We start from the raw sequence: 16256 nt of genomic DNA, 5'->3' as shown, positions 1-16256 counted from the left end.
GAGGGTCCCTATGAAACAGCGTCACCGGCGTATTCTCGATCGGGTGGAAGAGAAGGGAAAGGTCAGCATTAATGAGCTGGCGCAGATTAACGGTGTCTCTGGCGTGACGATCCGCAAAGACCTGGCCGAACTGGAAAGCCTGCATTATCTCAGCCGTGCTCACGGTTATGCGGTGTCACTTAACGATCTCTCTGAGCGTGTCAGCAGTAACTTTTCCACCAAAGAAGCCATGGCAAAGCGGGCGCTGGCGCTATTGTCAGAAGGGGACACGCTGTTTATTGAAGCCGGTAGCAGCAATGCACATTTTGCCCGGGAGATTGGCCGTTCAGGCCTGGATGTCACGGTGGTAACCCCTTGTGTTTATGTCGCTAACGAGCTGAAAAACTGCCATCAGGATGTGGTGTTGATAGGCGGGGTGCTGCAAAAGCGCAGCGAATGCCTGGTCGGGCCGCTGACCCACCTGTGTATCAACAACATCAATTTCAACAAGGTGTTTATCGGTATTGATGGTTACAACCCGGATTATGGCTTTACCGGGCGTGACATTATGCGCGCTGAAAACATCCGGCTGGCGATAGAGAAGCGGGTGCAGAATTACGTGATTGCCGAATCGGGCAAGTTCGGCAAGTTGTTCCCGTATAACGTGGCGAAGCACAGCGATATCGACACGGTGATCACTGACGCCGGGCTGCTGCTGAACTTTGAAAACGCCCTCGTGCAACAGGGGGTGAGGGTGCTGAAGGCCTGATAGCGCTTTCATATTCGCGCTGCTTTGTTACGTTATTTCCCGCCTGGTGAAAGGTCACTTTCACCAATCGCAATACACCACAACCATCAGCATCTAACTAACTGTTTTAAAACTTTTTGTTTTAGTTTTTTTATTGTTTTCTTCTGCCTTGATAAGCGTGACAGCGATCAAATTTCATCGCGAATATTTCATTTATTGTACGGCGAAAGAAAAAACAGTTTCATATGAAACTTCTTAGCGTGGTTTCCCGGAGGATGTGATGGAATTCTATTTAGATACGGCAGATGTGGCAGTGGTAAAGCGCCTGGCAGCAGTGCTGCCGATAAAGGGTGTGACCACCAATCCCAGTATTGTCGCTCGCAGTAAGCGCCCGCTCAGCAGCGTGTTGCAGGAGCTGGTGACGATTCTGCCAGCCGACAGCACGCTGTTCGCTCAGGTGATTGCGCATGAGGCATCTGCCATGGTGGATGAGGCGTTACAGTTGCGCGAAATCGTGCCGTCGCTGGTGGTAAAGGTGCCAGTAACCCACCAGGGCCTGACCGCAATTAAATTACTGACGCAGCAGAATATCCCGACGCTGGGCACGGCAGTATACGGAGCCGGGCAGGGCTTTTACGCGGCGCTGGCCGGGGCCAGCTACATTGCTCCCTATGTTAACCGTATTGATGCGCAGGGCGGCGACGGCATTGCGCTGGTCAGGGAGCTGCAAACCTTGCTGGGCCTCCATTGCCCACAGAGCAAAGTGCTGGCCGCCAGCTTCCGTACGCCGCGCCAGGTGCTGGACTGTATGCTCGCCGGGTGTCAGGCGATCACCGTCGATCCGGATGTGGCGGAACTGTTCCTGCTTGATCCGGCGGTGGACAGCGCACTGCAGCGTTTTGACCACGACTGGTCATCGGCCTACGGTAGCCTGACGCTGTCATAAATGACCTGCTGAATGTCAGGGTTCTGACGTTATTTGGTAAAGAATTCTTACATATTGCCGATTAATTGCTCTACCGAAGAAAAAACCGTAGAGGGCATTATGGGCGTTATCAGTGGAGTGACCGACAGCGTGGCAAGAGGGTACATCGCCACAACCGCAGTGGAAGCAGCAACCTCTTCTCAAACCGAGAGCATTACCGGAAAAACCTTGCCTGCCAGCATGGTGGTGATCTCGCCGGAAGGCAGAGCACGACTGGCGCAGGTTTCCACCGAACCCTTAACGGCAGAGCAACTGGAACAGCAGGAACACCAGGTTAAGGACCTGCTGGCCAGTAAATCAGCCAACCAGACCCCGTCGATAAATCTGGGGTATGCGTTGTTTAACGATCCGCAAACCAACTGGGATGCCCGCACCTTCAGCCCACTGCTGAAGATGACCGCTGACCCTACCCAGGCCAGCATGGACAGCTTTGCCGCCGCGCTGCATCAGGTGATAACGGATGGTCAGGTGGGGCGTAATCAGTACGATAATTCAGACACCTCGGAGGCGATGGCCCTGACGTTAACCCAGGCCAAGCTGCATAAGCTGGTGGAGAAATATGTCTCACCCGATAACCAACAGCAGGCAACCGATATTGTTGATGCGATGATTGATGACAAGATTGCCTTTCGCGAAGAGCGAACGCTCCTGTCGGCACAGGGGATGCTGGATGTGGCTAACCAGTACGGCACCCGTGCGATGCAGGCTGATGCGCGTGACTATCTTGAGCAGGTGAAGAGCGGCACCGCCCGACCGCAGCTTGAACTGGTGGCGATGATGGCGGCGACAACACTCAGTAAAAATATGGAGGCTGCGTTCAGTGCCTTTGCCGATGTGATTAACAACACGCCGAATCCTGACAAGATGGCGCAATCCTCTATAGAGAGCGGGCTCAAGCAGCTTGATGTGTACCGTCAGCAGTGGGATGACTTCTACAAAAAACTCGCTGAGTAACAGCCGCACGGGTCGATCATTTTTTCCGATCGACCCGTGCTGAGGGTTTGTACCAGGGTCCAGGTCAGCAATACTGGCTGACCGAAACTCAGGGTCAGCCATTACGGATTTATGCTTGTCTTGTTTTATGGGCAGACTTCATCAGGCGGCGGGCATTCATCCGCACGATAAAACTGCCCGCTCCGGCCAGTGTCAGCAGGGCGACCACGCCCGGCCAGCCCGCCTTTTCCAGCAACAGACTGCCCAGCGCCGAACCGACCGCCATACCGATAAATACCCCGGTAAACATCAGCGCATTCAGGCGGCTGCGGGCGGCGGGTTCCAGCCCGAAGATCAGCGTCTGATGGGAAACCAGCGTCGCCTGCACGCCAAAATCAAAGCCGATAGCCGAGATAACAATCAGCGCCAGCTGGGCGGAAACCGGCAGCAGCGGCAGTAAAAACAGGGCAGCAAAAGAGAGCGTGGCGAGGGCAGTGCTGAACTGCGTAACCAGCGCCGGGCCGCGGCGGTCGGCCATCATTCCCGCCAGCGGTGCCGCCATTGCGCCTGCGGCACCCGCCAGGCCAAACGCCCCTGCCGTGGCGCTGCCCAGGCCATAACGGCTGTGCAGCATCACCGCCAGTGTCGACCAGAACGCGCTGAAACCGACAGAGAGCAACCCCTGCGCCAGCGTGGCGCGGCGCAGCTCACCGTGGTGCATCCACAGGTGGCGCATTGATGCCAACAGCGCCGGGTAACCCAGCGAGGTGCTGGGGGCGATATGCGGCAGGCGACGCCACAGCACCAGGGTAATCATCAGCACCAGCAGGGCGGCGAGCACAAACATGACGCGCCAGCCGAAGTACTGCGCCACCAGCCCGCTCACCACTCTGGACAGCAAAATGCCAAGCAGCAGTCCGGTCATCACCGTGCCCACCGTTTTACCGCGCTGTGCCTCCGGCGACAGGCTGGCAGAGGCCGGAACGATATCCTGTGCCATTGTCGCGGTGATGCCAATCGCCAGGCTGGCGGCCAGCAGCACCATCATATTGCCGGCGGCGGCGCTGAGCAGCAGGGCCAGCGTCAGCAACATACCTTTGAGAGTGATAATGGTGCGGCGATCGTGGCGATCCCCCAGTGGCGCCAGCAGCAGGATGCCGAGGGCATAACCCATTTGCGTCAACGTCGGCACCAGGCCGCTGGTGGTGACGCTGGCATGAAGCTGGCGCGATAAAATTTCCAGCATCGGCTGGCTGTAGTAGATGGATGCCACGCTAAAGCCAGCGCCGCTGGCCAGCATCAGCACGGTGGGGCCGGAGAGTGGCTGCGGTAAAGAAGCGGTGTGAGTCGACATGGTGAACAGCCTGTGTGTCAGTGAAGTTGGCGCTATTATTATGCGCCGCTGCGTTAGAGGGTAGTCGCCTGCCTGGTAGAACTGTTATACGATAAGCGTATGAACATATCTCAATTTCCCGGCGTTGACCGTATAGAACTGATGCAGACTTTTGTGCGCATTGTGGAAGCCGGCAATCTGTCGGCGGCGGCGGCACGTCTGGGGACCAGCCAGCCCACCGTCAGTCGCCGCCTGCAAACCCTGGAAAAACTGCTGGGGCTGAAGCTATTGCAGCGTACCACGCACGTGATGAAGCTGACGGAAGATGGCGAACGCTGTTACGCCCATGCCAGAACGTTGCTGGAAAGCTGGCAGGGCATTGAGGACGATCTGCGCGGCGTAACGGAAGAGCCGCAGGGCGTGCTGCGTGTACTGGCCCCGCATGCCTTTGGCCAGGACCAGATGATTGGGCCTTTGCAGCGCTACTTACAACGCTACCCTCAGATGACCGTCGAGTGGATGCTCAGTGATCGGCACCCGGACTTTATTGCCGAAGGCATTGATTGTGCGGTGCACGTCGGTCCGGTGACGGAACCCTCGGTGGTGGCCCTGCTGGTGGCCGAAGTGCCGCGCATTGTGATTGGCGCACCCTCGCTGCTGCCTTCGGGGGGGTTGCCCCGGCATCCGCAACAGTTGCAGGATCTGCCCTGGCTGGCGCTCAGCACTTTTTATCGTCACAGCGTGTCGCTGACGCAGCTTCCGAGTGGGGAGAACCAGCGTTTTGATATCCGGCCACGTCTGCTGACCGACAGTCTGTATGCGCTGCGCAATGCCGTACTGGCAGGAATGGGGGTGGGTATTGCATCGTCATGGGTGGTACAGGAGGATATTGCCCGTGGGGACTTGCTGCATCTGGCTCCACAGTGGCAGGCCGCTGCGTTGCCGGTGTATCTGGTCTATCCGCATGCCCGTTACTATCCGGCACGATTGCGGATGTTTCTGGCGATGATGCGCGAAGCGATGCCGGTCCTGTCGGGGACGCAGCACCCGGTGCGCTAAATAAAAAAGGCACTCCCGCCAGGAGAGTGCCTGTAGAGCGCGGGATCAGAAGCTGTAGCTGACGCCTGCCTGCCAGGTACGGTCACGACCGATCCAGCAGTTGTAGGTGTCGTAGCAGGTGAAGGTCTCTTTGTTGGTCAGGTTCTGCGCGCTGGCTTTCAGCGTCACCCCGGCCAGCTGCGGAGACACCGCCGCCATATTGTAAGACACGGCCATATCCCACAGCGTGGTGCCGCCCAGTTTCCCCTGATCGTTCGCCAGTGAAATTTCCATTGGGCCGACATAACGCGCCCCGGCACCGACGGTCAGGCCGCGTACTGCACCGCTGTCGACGGTGTAGTCACCCCACAGGTTGAAGGTGTTCTCCGCCACCTGAGTCGGGCGTTTACCCTGATATTTATCATCTTCCGTATTCAGCGCGTGGGTGTAGGCGTAGTTGGCGATGATATTAATATTCTCGGTCGGACGACTGATCACCGACAGCTCTGCGCCTTTTGACTCCACTTCCCCGGTCTGGCGATAGACTGCTGGCACGTTGGAATTCGACGTCAGCACATTTTTCTGGCGAATATTAAATACCGAGGCGGTCACCGTGGTGGCGTAATCGGCCAGCAGGTATTTCACCCCGCCTTCCAGCTGACGGCTGGTGGTCGGTTTGGCGGTGGTCAGGTTGCCCGTGGGTGAAACCGGTTTGAAGCCTTCGGAATAGCTGATAAACGGCGCAATGCCGTTATCAAAGGTGTAGAGCGCGCCGAGGCGTTTGGTCAGGCGGTGCTGATCAACCCAGGTTTTGGTGTTATTGGCAAAATAATCGGTATTGGTTGAGCGGTAGTCGTCGTAACGCAGTCCGGCGATCAGGCTCAGGTTGCCGTATTCGACCTGATCCTGGAAGTAGTAGCCGGTTTGATTAAAACTCAGGCGGTTAAGCTGCGCGGTGTTCAGGCCCAGCGCCGACTCATTGACCTGATTGTAATCCGGGTTGCTGATATCAATACCCGGTGAGGCGGCAGAAGCATATTTATAGTGGAAGTGGGAATCCATGCGCTGATAGTCCACACCCGCCAGCAGGTGGTGTTTCCAGTCGCCCAGATCCCACTGCTTCGTCACCTGGTTGTCGATGTTGAAACTTTTCAGATCTTCATCAGTGGTATAGGCAAAACGACCCAGTTGCGTGTTGCTGACCGCTGGATCGGTGATGCCGGTCGCGTAGATGCTTTGCTGATGCGTGTCGACGTCAAAGTAGCGTGCCTTCTGGGCGACGGCCCAGCCGTTATCGAACTCATGTTCAAAGCTGTAACCCAGCATCCACTGGCGCTGTTTAAAGCCGCTCCAGCGATCGCCCGCGTAGGCGCGGTGTGAGGAATCTAAGGCTTTCAGCGCGGCCAGCGGCATTGTATCCGACGGCGTCAGGCTGGGGATATCCTGGTACTGCGCATCAAATGTCAGGCGGGTTTTGTCCGAGGGTTGCCATGTCAGGGACGGTGCCACCAGATAGTTTTCGGATTTGGTGGTGCGCGGCTGGTCATCGCCGGCGCTGGCTTTACCGATAAAGCGGTAGCTCCAGTCGCTGTCGGCAATCGCCCCGGTGCTGTCGATATAGCCTTCGCGCAGTTTCCGGCTGCCGCTGTTAAAGCCGACCTCGGTTTTCTGTTCTTTCTGCGGTTTCTTGCTCTGAATATTCACCAGACCGCCCGGTGAACCGTTGCCGTACAGCACCGAGGCCGGGCCTTTCAGGATATCAACATGGTCGATAAGAATTGGGTCGATATTGGCTTTGGTATTTCCGGTGACGTTATACGGTAGCTGCAGCCCGTCGTAGAACGAGTTATCTACCGCAAAACCACGAATTTTATATTCGCTCATATACGAGGTGGCACCACGGGTTTCTGTGGAGACGCCCGGCGCATAGCGCAGAATTTCATTCAGTGAGTTGGCGTGGCGTGCGGCAATCTCTTTGCTGCCCACGGTGTTAATCACCTGCGGCGTTTTACTTTCCGGCACCGCTGATTTGGTGGCGCTGTTGGTGTAAGCGGGCAATGACGCTGCACCGGAATCCGACGCGCTAACCACCAGGGTTTTTTCGTCAGGGGGGGTGGCGGCGTGAGCGAAGGTGGCGCAGGTGCTGGCAATCAGCACAGAGAGCAGGCAGGGCTTGGTGTTAAACATAGATTCAGATGCCAATGAGAATGTTAAAGATAACGACAATTATTATCATTGGTAGTGACTATGCAATAACTTCCGAAAAATTAAATTTTTATCGCGAAATAACACCTACAAGCCGTAGTGTTTTTATGTGCAGATCTTCACGGCAATATAAAAATTTGTCTTTAGTTAGAACGTTACCTGCCTGTTACGTGCTTGAGGTGATGATACGCCTGGAATCTGTGGTTTTTAGGGGTGATTATATATTTAACAAGTAGTTAAATATGGCGCGAAAGCGCATTCAGACTCTGTGGTGATATTATGACAAGAAGGTTATGAAGCAGAAAAATAGTAGAATATTTAAAGTAAAGCGGGCATTAAGAGGGAGAGAACGTCCGTAGAGGAAAATAAAAAAAGCAGCTATCACGATGATAGCTGCCTCGCTGAGCGCGTTGCGATTCATCAGCAGGCGATCGTGTCAGCGCATCATAAGAGTGGTATCTTTTCCCCCTTCTTTTTTGCTCCTTCAAGGTCAGTGGATGATTAAGCATCGTTATGCGGGTTGTTTTTTGTTCTCTCTTTTAATTTCTGGAATAAGTCATGCCGGGGTGATGATTACCTCTCCTGAAGGGGGCGTATTAACCTTTTCTCAGGCGAAAAAAGGGGAGCATTACGATGCCAACACATGGGGGAAAATCGTCTTCTCTACTAAAAATATGCAGGCAGATCTCAGCCAGGAGGACCGTTATTACACTGAAGACGGTTCTTCCCAGGTGTCCCCCTCCGGGCGTTATCTGATCGTCAACAGCATCTCTGGTGGGGAGTTGTGGCAGGAAGATGGTACGGTGACCTGGAGCGACCGCGCCTATTGCAGTGTGGTTGATATGAAGAATGGCTGTATCACCAGTGACTGGAGCGGTGAGGCGTGTGGTTACACGTGGGTCGGCGGCAAAGATATCCTCGCCAGTTCAGAAAAACCCAACGCAGACACGTTTAACTTTACCGCAATGCGGCCTACGCTGCGTGAGTCGAAAGGGGATTTCGCCCTCATGGAAAATGCCCGGGTAATGAATATTATGCGTTGTGACGTGCCGGGGAAAGGTAATATTAATGACTACCAGCAACTGGCTACATTAAATAAATTATCGGCAAAGGCCGTTCGCAGCCAGATAGCCCATTACGTCAATAGCCTGACGGTGGCCGCATCGATAGAGTCCAAAGCCTTATTATTCACCCGTGCAGATGAACACAGTCAAACTAAGGCCTATTTGGTGGCGGGGGATGAAATAAAAATCATACAACGTTCACCTGATAATCAATGGGTGAATGTGGGTTACATCAATGCAAAAGGCTCTCCCCTTGTTGCCTGGATCAAGGCAGATACGTTAATAAAGTGAAGGTAAATGGTTCCAAAGGAGGAGAGTAACAATGTTACCCAGTAAGAAAGCCGTGAAAGAGAACGATGCCCGATGGAGGGAGAAACTGAAACGTCGGGATAACCTGGCCGCCATCTTCTTCTTTGTTATCCCATTATGTTTATTTTTGACTGGCGGGCGCGATCTGGCCTGGCTGACGCCATTCTTGTGGCTGCTTTACTGTATTGCCTATCTCATCGTCTTTCGACGCTCATTACGGTTTTTTTCGACTGACGAGCTGCGTTTGATCGCAAGACACGGCAACAATCATCCTTTTTACGCGCTGTGCTGGATAATGGTGATAGGTGTCGGCCTGATGCTTATTGTGGCTATCGTGCAATTCCTCACTGCCTAATCTTGCAACGTCTCATATCTGTTCCTCCTGCCGTTAATCTCTCTGTTTAACACAGCCAAAAGGGCACTCATGCCCCAGGTTTTGGTGCTGATCCGTCATCTTATGACACAATATCTTGATATTAAAACCCTGTTATGAATAATCGATGGGGTATTTTTTGGGATATTTAATGGAATGATAGGATTTAACTTATAAAAGGAGTTTTCGTGAGCCTGTTTCCCAGAACACTGTCAGAATATGTAGCGATGACTATTTGCTTAGTAAGGGTTTCCGATTGTATATCAATAAGTGGTTCAAAAAATATTATTATTTTTGAGGAAGGAAGGGCATGCAGTTATTGTGGTGCGCTTGTCTAATTGTTCTTATTTAACACGATAATTTTTTTGAACTTTCTTAAATAGATAAATACATTTTCTCAACTCAGAAGCCCACTATGAACCCATTATCTGAACGTTATTTGAAAACCGGCGGTGACCCGACTATGCTGCCGGACTATATTTCCCTGAACGATGAAATGAGTAAGTTCGCTCATTCTGCACGGCCGGACGTGGACTGGACTCGGGTACAAAAATTGTGCCTGGCACTGTTTGAACGCAACGGTGTGGAATTACAGACAGCCGCCTGGTATACCCAGGTTCGCATGCAACTTGCCGGGTTATCCGGGTTGAACGAAGGCCTGGCGATCCTCGAGGCCCTGATTAGCCATAAGTGGGAAACGCTGTGGCCTAAGCAGGGACACGCGCGGGTGGACATCCTCAGTAGCCTGAGCCGACGTATCCAGCAACTGATGCGCACGCTTCCGATTAGCTACAGCGATCTTAACCTCAGTCAGTTGTACCAGGCCGAGCATCTGCTCGCGCGTCTGAATGAAGTATTGGATAGGCGGGAATTAAAACAGCTGAGTCAGTTTGATGTACTGGCCACGTTGATGCACAGCATTGCCATTCGGTTGGAAAACAGTGACGTGGCGGGAAAAAACAGTACGTCAGTCGCCGGAACTCCTCTGGCGAAGGGGACCAGTAGTACGGTGGCTAAGCTGGACGTGGTGTTACCCGAGCCGGTTGCAGAATCACCGAAGGAAACTGAGGAACCCGTGAGATGGGTCTATGTGGCGCAGTCTAAGGCAGCGATGCAGATACCGTTTAACAATATGCCCTGGAAGCCCTTTGCGGCGGGGATGTGCGTCATGCTTGTGCTGGGCAGCGCGGTACAGCTGGGCTGGGATAAGGTATTTCCTCCGGCTCCGCTGTTGTTGCAGTTGGAAGCGTCCGTTATGCCTCTTGCTACCCCGTTATCGCCCGCTCAGCGTCAGGCTTTGCTTCAGAGTCAGCCTCAACTGGCGGAAAACTTTGTTGAGCAAACGCAGCAGCAGCTGGAGCGGGTAGAGGGCTACAGCCCTGACTGGTCTTTATCCTACGGCCAGGGGTTAATCAACCAGTTGCAGTCATTCAAGCCTGAAGATGAGGTGGCGAAACAGCTGGTACAGAAATGGCAACAGCAGCTCAATGCGGCAGCGTTACCCGAAGATGTGATGAGCGGCTGGCATAAGGGCATGTCGCAGTTGCAGCAACTGAGTGCGAAGCTGAATACGCTCGACAGCGAGCGCGGGAAATACATTACGGTCAGCGAACTGAAGTCGGTGATATACACCGCAAGGCAGGCGTTTAACCGATCGATCCCGGTTGAAGAACAGCTGCGTCTTTACTCGGTCAGCTCTTCTGATATACAGAAACGGCAGACGGAAATGGCGTTGGAGCAGTTGCAGAAGCGTTACTTCTTGCTGAGTCAGGAAAAAGGAAAAGAGAGTCTGTAACCCAGAAAGCAAAAAACCCGCCACAGGCGGGTTCTTCTAAATATGGTGCCCGGACTCGGAATCGAACCAAGGACACGGGGATTTTCAAAACTCGTGTCAAATTTGGTTGTTAGTTATGCAGTTCTGCTGGGGGCAATCAGGCATCCTCGCTCTTGAATCGATGTTGCTTCTATTTTAGCCATCTAATAATTTCGTATTACCATCGCAAAAATTACAGCCGTTAATAATGCTAAACTCTCCCACATCATTGCTGTAATGATTGCAATAGCCACAGGGCTCTAATGATTCATGGGGAGTAAAGCACTGTGTGCAAAAGTAACCCCCATCGTATTCGCAAATTGATTCATATCCGTCACAATCGGAACAGCTTGCCGGTAGAGGAGAGCAGAGTGAATCCTTAGCCCTTCCAGTCCCTTCATCAAGAAGGCTGTACTTGGTTAAACTATGATGACATTTTTGACAGGTAAAATCTTGATCATCAGGATAGATGCGCTGAGCTATAGTGCATTCTGGGCAGTTTGCCTCAATATATTTATCAACCTCTCGAAGGCAGACATGGCATCGCAACTCATATAATGGATGAGTACTGTTTTCATTAGAGACATATTCTACGGTGGCTGTTTGCTTGCAATGCGGACAGTCACTCACAGCCAAACCCTGTGCTACTAATTGATCCAGTTGAGGTTTGATATATTTAAATTTTGCTGTTGCATAGAATTCGTTATTCTGTAAAAGATGAGTCTCATCTAGCGCTAGTTTTTGATTCAGTGAGTGCCCGAACAATGATGGCCAGTCATCTCGCATCAACCTGTTTAGGGAAAACCATGCATCAGCCTGCTCCGCAAGTATATTTTGCAGTTCAGTTTCCGAAAAAGCATTGTGGTAAAAATGCACCACTCGGTTACGGTGCTTTCTGACCTTATCGAAAATCTTAGTAGTTTCAGTCGGTAGATTTTTTTCAAGAATGTCCCTGAGGCGATCGCAGGTCTCATCATAGGTAACAGACTGAAAATTTCCTGCGAGGTAATTCTTACGACTAATTTTTTTACCTGTACAGACCAGCGTCCAATGCTCGTGGACCAAAGGCACCTTCAGAAGAATCTCAACGGCAGTCCAGAAATTGACAATTGAATGCTTGTGTTGCCCGGATTCAAACTCTCGGCGTGCTTTATTCAGAAAATCTAATCCGTTGTCAATTAAGGCATGGACTTCATTTGTAAGGGCTGGGCTTTCATTATCATTTTCATAAAGCATTTTCTGCTATCCTGATAGTATAATATGCAATCTGAATTTAAATATTGCTATTTTGGCTAAGCCTTCTTTTAAGTTTTCAGCGTAAAAAAGATCTTGGCAGGATGAGGGGGTATTTACTGAACTTAATGGTTAAAAAGGGCCTCTGAGCCCTTTTTAACATATTTAAGCTTGGTGAGTAATCAAGAGTAATTATTCCTCATCATACAATGATTCACTTTCCAATCCTATAATTGGAGAGTTTAATATCGCTTTTTTATCCTCATTAGCCCACATATTTTGGAATAGGTGATGCATTTGAGATGTTAAATCAGACCATGACCGAACTTTATTTGTTATTTCGTCTATGTCAGTTTGAGTCGGTAACGGTATTAATACATTTTTTATTTGCTCTAGTGTTAGCTTACCATAACTGGTTCCGCCTGACTCTGTCCAAAATTGTAAACGACATTTCTCTGTTCTTAGTGTATGAAATATCCATTCGATTGGGAATTGGCCTGCTAACTCAGTTTTTTCCCTTACGACAGCGACCCCATCAGAACTAGCGTAAACATTAGGCAAATCATAATTATAAAAGCCTATGTTTCTTCTCTCTGGTCGAACTAGTCCAACAACTATATCATTTTTTCTGAGTTTATATCCTTTATTGGTTTTTCGAACCTCAACCTGCCATCTTTTTTCGCTGTCCTTGAGCACAACTACACCTTCTACTGCACGTATATCTTGCCCTTCAACAAGGTATATTTCTTCTTCAATACCTCCATCAAATAACTCTGTAGATTCTAATACCTCAGCAATTTCTGACAATTTAACATACTGACTATTTGTGATGTTTCTTATATTTGATAATGCTTTTTTATTCAATCTACGTGGTTTCATATCCAATAAAGGGTGTGATGTAATATCACTAAGATATGCCCCATCCCAATTTTTTTCAATCGGCTCATTAATGTATTTAATGAACTGTAGGAAATTTTCGCGGACACGAAGGAAATCTGTATCAATTATAATGCTATTGTCGAGATCTCTCATTTCAATGCCAGTGTTTGGATCCCTTAATGGTATTGGGAAAAAACCTTTCCCTAATTTATATCCTACCTTTCTAACTAGTTCTGTATGAACTGGGTAATCTTCATCTTCATCCTCGTTGTGTTTTTTATATGCGAAAAGTATATTGGACCGTAGATCTGCTTCTGATTTTAGGAAAATACGTCTAGGGAGCTCAACTAGACCTATGATTCTAAATTTATCAATGATCCATTGTCTTACATATCCATAACTTGCTGTGCATAGATAGCCTTCTGGCAAAATAATTCCCATCCTGCCACCCTCAGCCAAAAGCTTAAAGCACCTTTCAATAAATAATATTCCAAGTTGCTGTGATTCTTGGATTTCATCTGTTTTATACCACTTACCTTCCTTGTTTTCCCAAACATACCCTAAGTCAAACTGTTTTAATACATCTTCTCTTGTTTCTACTGTTTTTGCACCAAATGGTGGGTTGCAAAATGCAATATCCATCGTTTCAGACCATCGGTAGTATTCCTCTATGGTATCTACATTAAGTAAATTAGTCTGACCATCTTTATTTAAGATCATATTTATGACGGCAAGTTCATATGCTTGAGGATCTTTGTCTGATCCATAAACACGGTTAATAACTTGCCCGTCATTATGATTAAACCGATATTGCATTGATGCAGTTAAAAAATCAGCGGTTCCCATTGCAGGGTCTGCAATTTTATCATTTGGACCCGGTTTCAATATTTCAACCATGCAATTAATTAATGTCAGTGGTGTGAAATATTGATCTAAATCTTTTTTGAATACAGCGGGAACAAAGTTCATGAATACCTGCTGCATAGAATCACTTGATGAGTTGAGCAAATCTAACCCTTGAACTTTTGCAACTATTTCTCTTAATGCTTTTTCCGATAAGTAGTTTATCGTTTCTTTACTAAAAATAGATGTCGCTTTAGAGTAAATCCTTGCTGTTCTAGAATATAGATTTTGTACCCTCGTTAAAAAGTTCGGATCTTCACCGGGTAAAACTTGTAGAATTAGAGGTTCTTTGCTTTCCTTTGCCTCTTTTTCATCAACATATTTTGCTAATAGAAGCTTGACTGTTTCTCTATATCTTGTTGCCTCATCATTTATATGATTCGACCTAAGGATATTTGCTATATCCATCAATGTTGTTGATATGTCTTCTGGGCTAATTAATTTATCATATGTTAATTTATTGTATTGATAGGGTAATCCATAGTCTGGGATGTTGCCCAGTTCATCTTTTTCAATGATTACTTCATTGTCATTGGTTTTCTTTATAAATAGAAGTCTATTAACATCATCCCAATAAACACCAAATACGCTATTCTTATCAACTTGTCTTAAGGCTGGTTCTAGTTGATACATTAGTGCTTTTTTCTTGGACTTGCTTTCTCTTTTTATCTCTGCGATAAGAAGGATATGTTTGTTTCTTTCTTCTTCAGCAAGTTTATTAATCAAGTTTGTTGGTTTGTCATATATGACTATATCCGCTCTAAGAGAGTTTCTACCTGCGTTACCTATTCTTTTTATGATTGTTGTTTCACAAGAGAAGTTTTCTTTTGGATATTTTTTCTTGCATAAATATTTTATGCATTCAATTCTTCTTGCTTCTTCTGTAACAGTAAATCCATCCTCGGCAATATAATTGGACTTCAGTTTTCCACGAACTGGACATACAAGTATAGTATTCATAATTACCACTTTTTTAAATTTAAATAATACCATTTTGTAGGTTTTAATGGGCAGTGAATGTTTTATTTTTATGTATAAAAAATTCATTGCCCACAACTATGTCATCAGGCGATTTTTATTAAGATGTTTAGCGCTATGGATGTAAACTGCTCGAATTGAATTATATCCTGACGTTCAGTAGTTTCCTATAACAATAAGCCTGATTAAATCTGCGCACTGCATGACATAGATCGAAATTCATGCACATATAGTTCAGTTTTTGTTTCAGCGAAAAGATTTGTTAATTTTACTCTTACTAATTGGTTCTATAGCTGCTGATCGCTTAAAAGAACAAATTGGAACCTAGACTAGCTTTGTCAACTCGCTTTCTGCTATCTCAGGGCCTGATGGCTATGAGGCATGAGACTAGGGGCTTGTCTCTCTGAACAACGATGAGAGCGTTCAACTCCTTTCAAAGATTCGACCAAGAATTTTTAAAATCAATTTCTTCCCATCTGACGTAGCTCACTTGAACGTATGTAAACCAATAACGTTAAACTCATAGCTGATTTGGTCAAATTTCAGTCTTTGAAGCATTCGATACGCGCCAGTGACTTATGGAAGCGTTCAAAATAAAGTGCCATGCGATGAACTCGTTTAGCCACGGCTACCGCACCAGCAGTGTCTTAGGCCGGTTCATAATCAAGTCAGTACATCTTGTGCAGCAAAGCCCATAATAGCAGCTGTACGTTGTTGAAGACGAGAGACAACTTCACTGGGTCCACTCGCTTTGTAGTAACTTTGTTGCTCAGGAGACCTCGAAATCCTGTTAATTCTAAAACTGTAAACCTGCAGTGATACTTGGTCAAAATTCGTCGGGCTATACGCACACTTCCGTTTAATGACATATGGACAGGACGAGTCCAGAAAAACCATACCATCAAAATAATTGCTAACTCGTTGATTATTATTTGTTTTAAATAGGTTCTTTTTTCTCATGACGGGACCTAACCCGTCCACCTGCCTATCGATAATCCCATTCCTGCTTCAACAACCCGGATGCCGGAATGGACCGACACGACAAACTTGGATACCGACTAGGATTGATACTGACGCGCCTCAACAATGGCGAGTCACTGACCGTCAGGGGCCTTGCTGACGAATTTAATGTTTGTGAAAAAACAATACGACGCGATCTGACTGAGCGTTTGGCTTACCTGAACTTGCTCCGACAGGGAAAGCAGTACCGCCTGCCTAAAGGGATTCTGGGACAACGCAGCAACACGGATTTGCGCCGTTTTACCCGCATTCTCGGCATTGAAGGACTATTTCCGCGCTGGGAAGACCGCCTGCTGAACGTACTACTGGGTGATACCGAAAACAATCCCTTCCTGATCAAGCAACGACCCTATGAGAATTGCGGTGCCTTCATGTCCACCCTCAATGCGATTTCCGGGGCAATTCAGGCATACCAGAAGATAGATTTTACCTATAAAGACAAGATGTTTTCGGCAACTGAGCC

At 48.7% G+C, this 16256-nt stretch carries 12 protein-coding genes and 1 pseudogene; 8 read left to right on the top strand and 5 right to left on the bottom strand.

The window, feature by feature from the left end; all coding sequences use genetic code 11:
• Positions 1 to 10 precede the first annotated feature (10 nt).
• The 3 genes from FY046_RS18545 to FY046_RS18535 all read left to right on the top strand — a co-directional run bounded on the left by FY046_RS18545 (position 11) and on the right by FY046_RS18535 (position 2666).
• A complete protein-coding gene (locus tag FY046_RS18545; protein WP_133842593.1) occupies positions 11 to 748 on the top strand; it encodes a DeoR/GlpR family DNA-binding transcription regulator in 738 nt (245 codons plus the stop codon).
• A 259-nt stretch (positions 749 to 1007) separates the two neighbouring features.
• Complete coding sequence (gene fsa, locus FY046_RS18540) at positions 1008 to 1673, top strand: fructose-6-phosphate aldolase (RefSeq protein ID WP_133842592.1); 666 nt, start codon at positions 1008 to 1010, stop codon at positions 1671 to 1673.
• Positions 1674 to 1727: 54 nt separating this feature from the next.
• Complete coding sequence (locus FY046_RS18535; protein ID WP_227535199.1) at positions 1728 to 2666, top strand: hypothetical protein; 939 nt, start codon at positions 1728 to 1730, stop codon at positions 2664 to 2666.
• Between the two features lie 109 nt (positions 2667 to 2775).
• Here FY046_RS18535 and FY046_RS18530 read toward each other — a convergent pair whose 3' ends face one another.
• Complete coding sequence (locus FY046_RS18530; protein ID WP_238337028.1) at positions 2776 to 3999, bottom strand: MFS transporter; 1224 nt, start codon at positions 3997 to 3999, stop codon at positions 2776 to 2778.
• 99 nt (positions 4000 to 4098) lie between these two features.
• Here FY046_RS18530 and FY046_RS18525 point away from each other — a divergent pair, with 99 nt between their 5' ends.
• Positions 4099 to 5037 carry a LysR family transcriptional regulator gene (locus FY046_RS18525; RefSeq protein ID WP_446186358.1) on the top strand — a complete coding sequence of 313 codons (939 nt, stop codon included), beginning with the start codon at positions 4099 to 4101 and terminating at the stop codon, positions 5035 to 5037.
• A gap of 45 nt (positions 5038 to 5082) precedes the next feature.
• Here FY046_RS18525 and FY046_RS18520 read toward each other — a convergent pair whose 3' ends face one another.
• Positions 5083 to 7203, bottom strand: a complete 2121-nt coding sequence (locus FY046_RS18520) for a TonB-dependent siderophore receptor (protein WP_446186357.1) — start codon at positions 7201 to 7203, stop codon at positions 5083 to 5085.
• A 404-nt stretch (positions 7204 to 7607) separates the two neighbouring features.
• Here FY046_RS18520 and FY046_RS18515 point away from each other — a divergent pair, with 404 nt between their 5' ends.
• The 3 genes from FY046_RS18515 to FY046_RS18505 all read left to right on the top strand — a co-directional run bounded on the left by FY046_RS18515 (position 7608) and on the right by FY046_RS18505 (position 10762).
• On the top strand, positions 7608 to 8576 hold the full coding sequence (locus FY046_RS18515; protein ID WP_446186356.1) for a hypothetical protein: 969 nt from the start codon (positions 7608 to 7610) through the stop codon (positions 8574 to 8576).
• A gap of 31 nt (positions 8577 to 8607) precedes the next feature.
• Entirely contained in the window at positions 8608 to 8949 is a 342-nt protein-coding gene (locus FY046_RS18510) for a hypothetical protein (RefSeq protein WP_446186355.1), read from the top strand.
• Between the two features lie 433 nt (positions 8950 to 9382).
• Entirely contained in the window at positions 9383 to 10762 is a 1380-nt protein-coding gene (locus FY046_RS18505) for a VasL domain-containing protein (protein WP_339507215.1), read from the top strand.
• A 174-nt stretch (positions 10763 to 10936) separates the two neighbouring features.
• Here FY046_RS18505 and FY046_RS18500 read toward each other — a convergent pair whose 3' ends face one another.
• From FY046_RS18500 to FY046_RS18490, 3 genes and pseudogenes are all read right to left on the bottom strand, one after another.
• The gene (locus FY046_RS18500) at positions 10937 to 12016 is read right to left on the bottom strand and encodes a hsdR (RefSeq protein WP_446186354.1); all 1080 of its coding nucleotides are present in this window, start codon (positions 12014 to 12016) and stop codon (positions 10937 to 10939) included.
• Positions 12017 to 12205: 189 nt separating this feature from the next.
• Positions 12206 to 14755: an N-6 DNA methylase gene (locus FY046_RS18495; protein ID WP_446186353.1), complete on the bottom strand. Its 2550-nt coding sequence runs from the start codon at positions 14753 to 14755 to the stop codon at positions 12206 to 12208.
• Positions 14756 to 15132: 377 nt separating this feature from the next.
• A pseudogene (locus FY046_RS18490) lies at positions 15133 to 15526 on the bottom strand (tyrosine-type recombinase/integrase); the annotation flags it as partial.
• A 275-nt stretch (positions 15527 to 15801) separates the two neighbouring features.
• On the opposite strand from FY046_RS18490, the gene FY046_RS18485 reads away from it, so the two are divergent.
• The coding region (locus tag FY046_RS18485; protein ID WP_446186352.1) for a DeoR family transcriptional regulator at positions 15802 to 16256 on the top strand (455 nt) is incomplete at its 3' end.

It is taken from the genome of Erwinia sp. 1181_3 (assembly GCF_052824965.1).
This window is presented reverse-complemented; position numbering and strand designations above follow the sequence as displayed.

Bases quoted from the DNA above. Each gene is read 5' to 3' on its own strand.
- FY046_RS18510 (WP_446186355.1), top strand. From the start codon at position 8,608: ATGTTACCCAGTAAGAAAGCCGTGAAAGAGAACGATGCCCGATGGAGG.
- FY046_RS18520 (WP_446186357.1), bottom strand. From the start codon at position 7,203: ATGTTTAACACCAAGCCCTGCCTGCTCTCTGTGCTGATTGCCAGCACC.
- FY046_RS18495 (WP_446186353.1), bottom strand. From the start codon at position 14,755: ATGAATACTATACTTGTATGTCCAGTTCGTGGAAAACTGAAGTCCAAT.
- FY046_RS18505 (WP_339507215.1), top strand. From the start codon at position 9,383: ATGAACCCATTATCTGAACGTTATTTGAAAACCGGCGGTGACCCGACT.
- FY046_RS18500 (WP_446186354.1), bottom strand. From the start codon at position 12,016: ATGCTTTATGAAAATGATAATGAAAGCCCAGCCCTTACAAATGAAGTC.
- FY046_RS18525 (WP_446186358.1), top strand. From the start codon at position 4,099: ATGAACATATCTCAATTTCCCGGCGTTGACCGTATAGAACTGATGCAG.
- FY046_RS18515 (WP_446186356.1), top strand. From the start codon at position 7,608: ATGATAGCTGCCTCGCTGAGCGCGTTGCGATTCATCAGCAGGCGATCG.
- fsa (WP_133842592.1), top strand. From the start codon at position 1,008: ATGGAATTCTATTTAGATACGGCAGATGTGGCAGTGGTAAAGCGCCTG.
- FY046_RS18530 (WP_238337028.1), bottom strand. From the start codon at position 3,999: ATGTCGACTCACACCGCTTCTTTACCGCAGCCACTCTCCGGCCCCACC.
- FY046_RS18545 (WP_133842593.1), top strand. From the start codon at position 11: ATGAAACAGCGTCACCGGCGTATTCTCGATCGGGTGGAAGAGAAGGGA.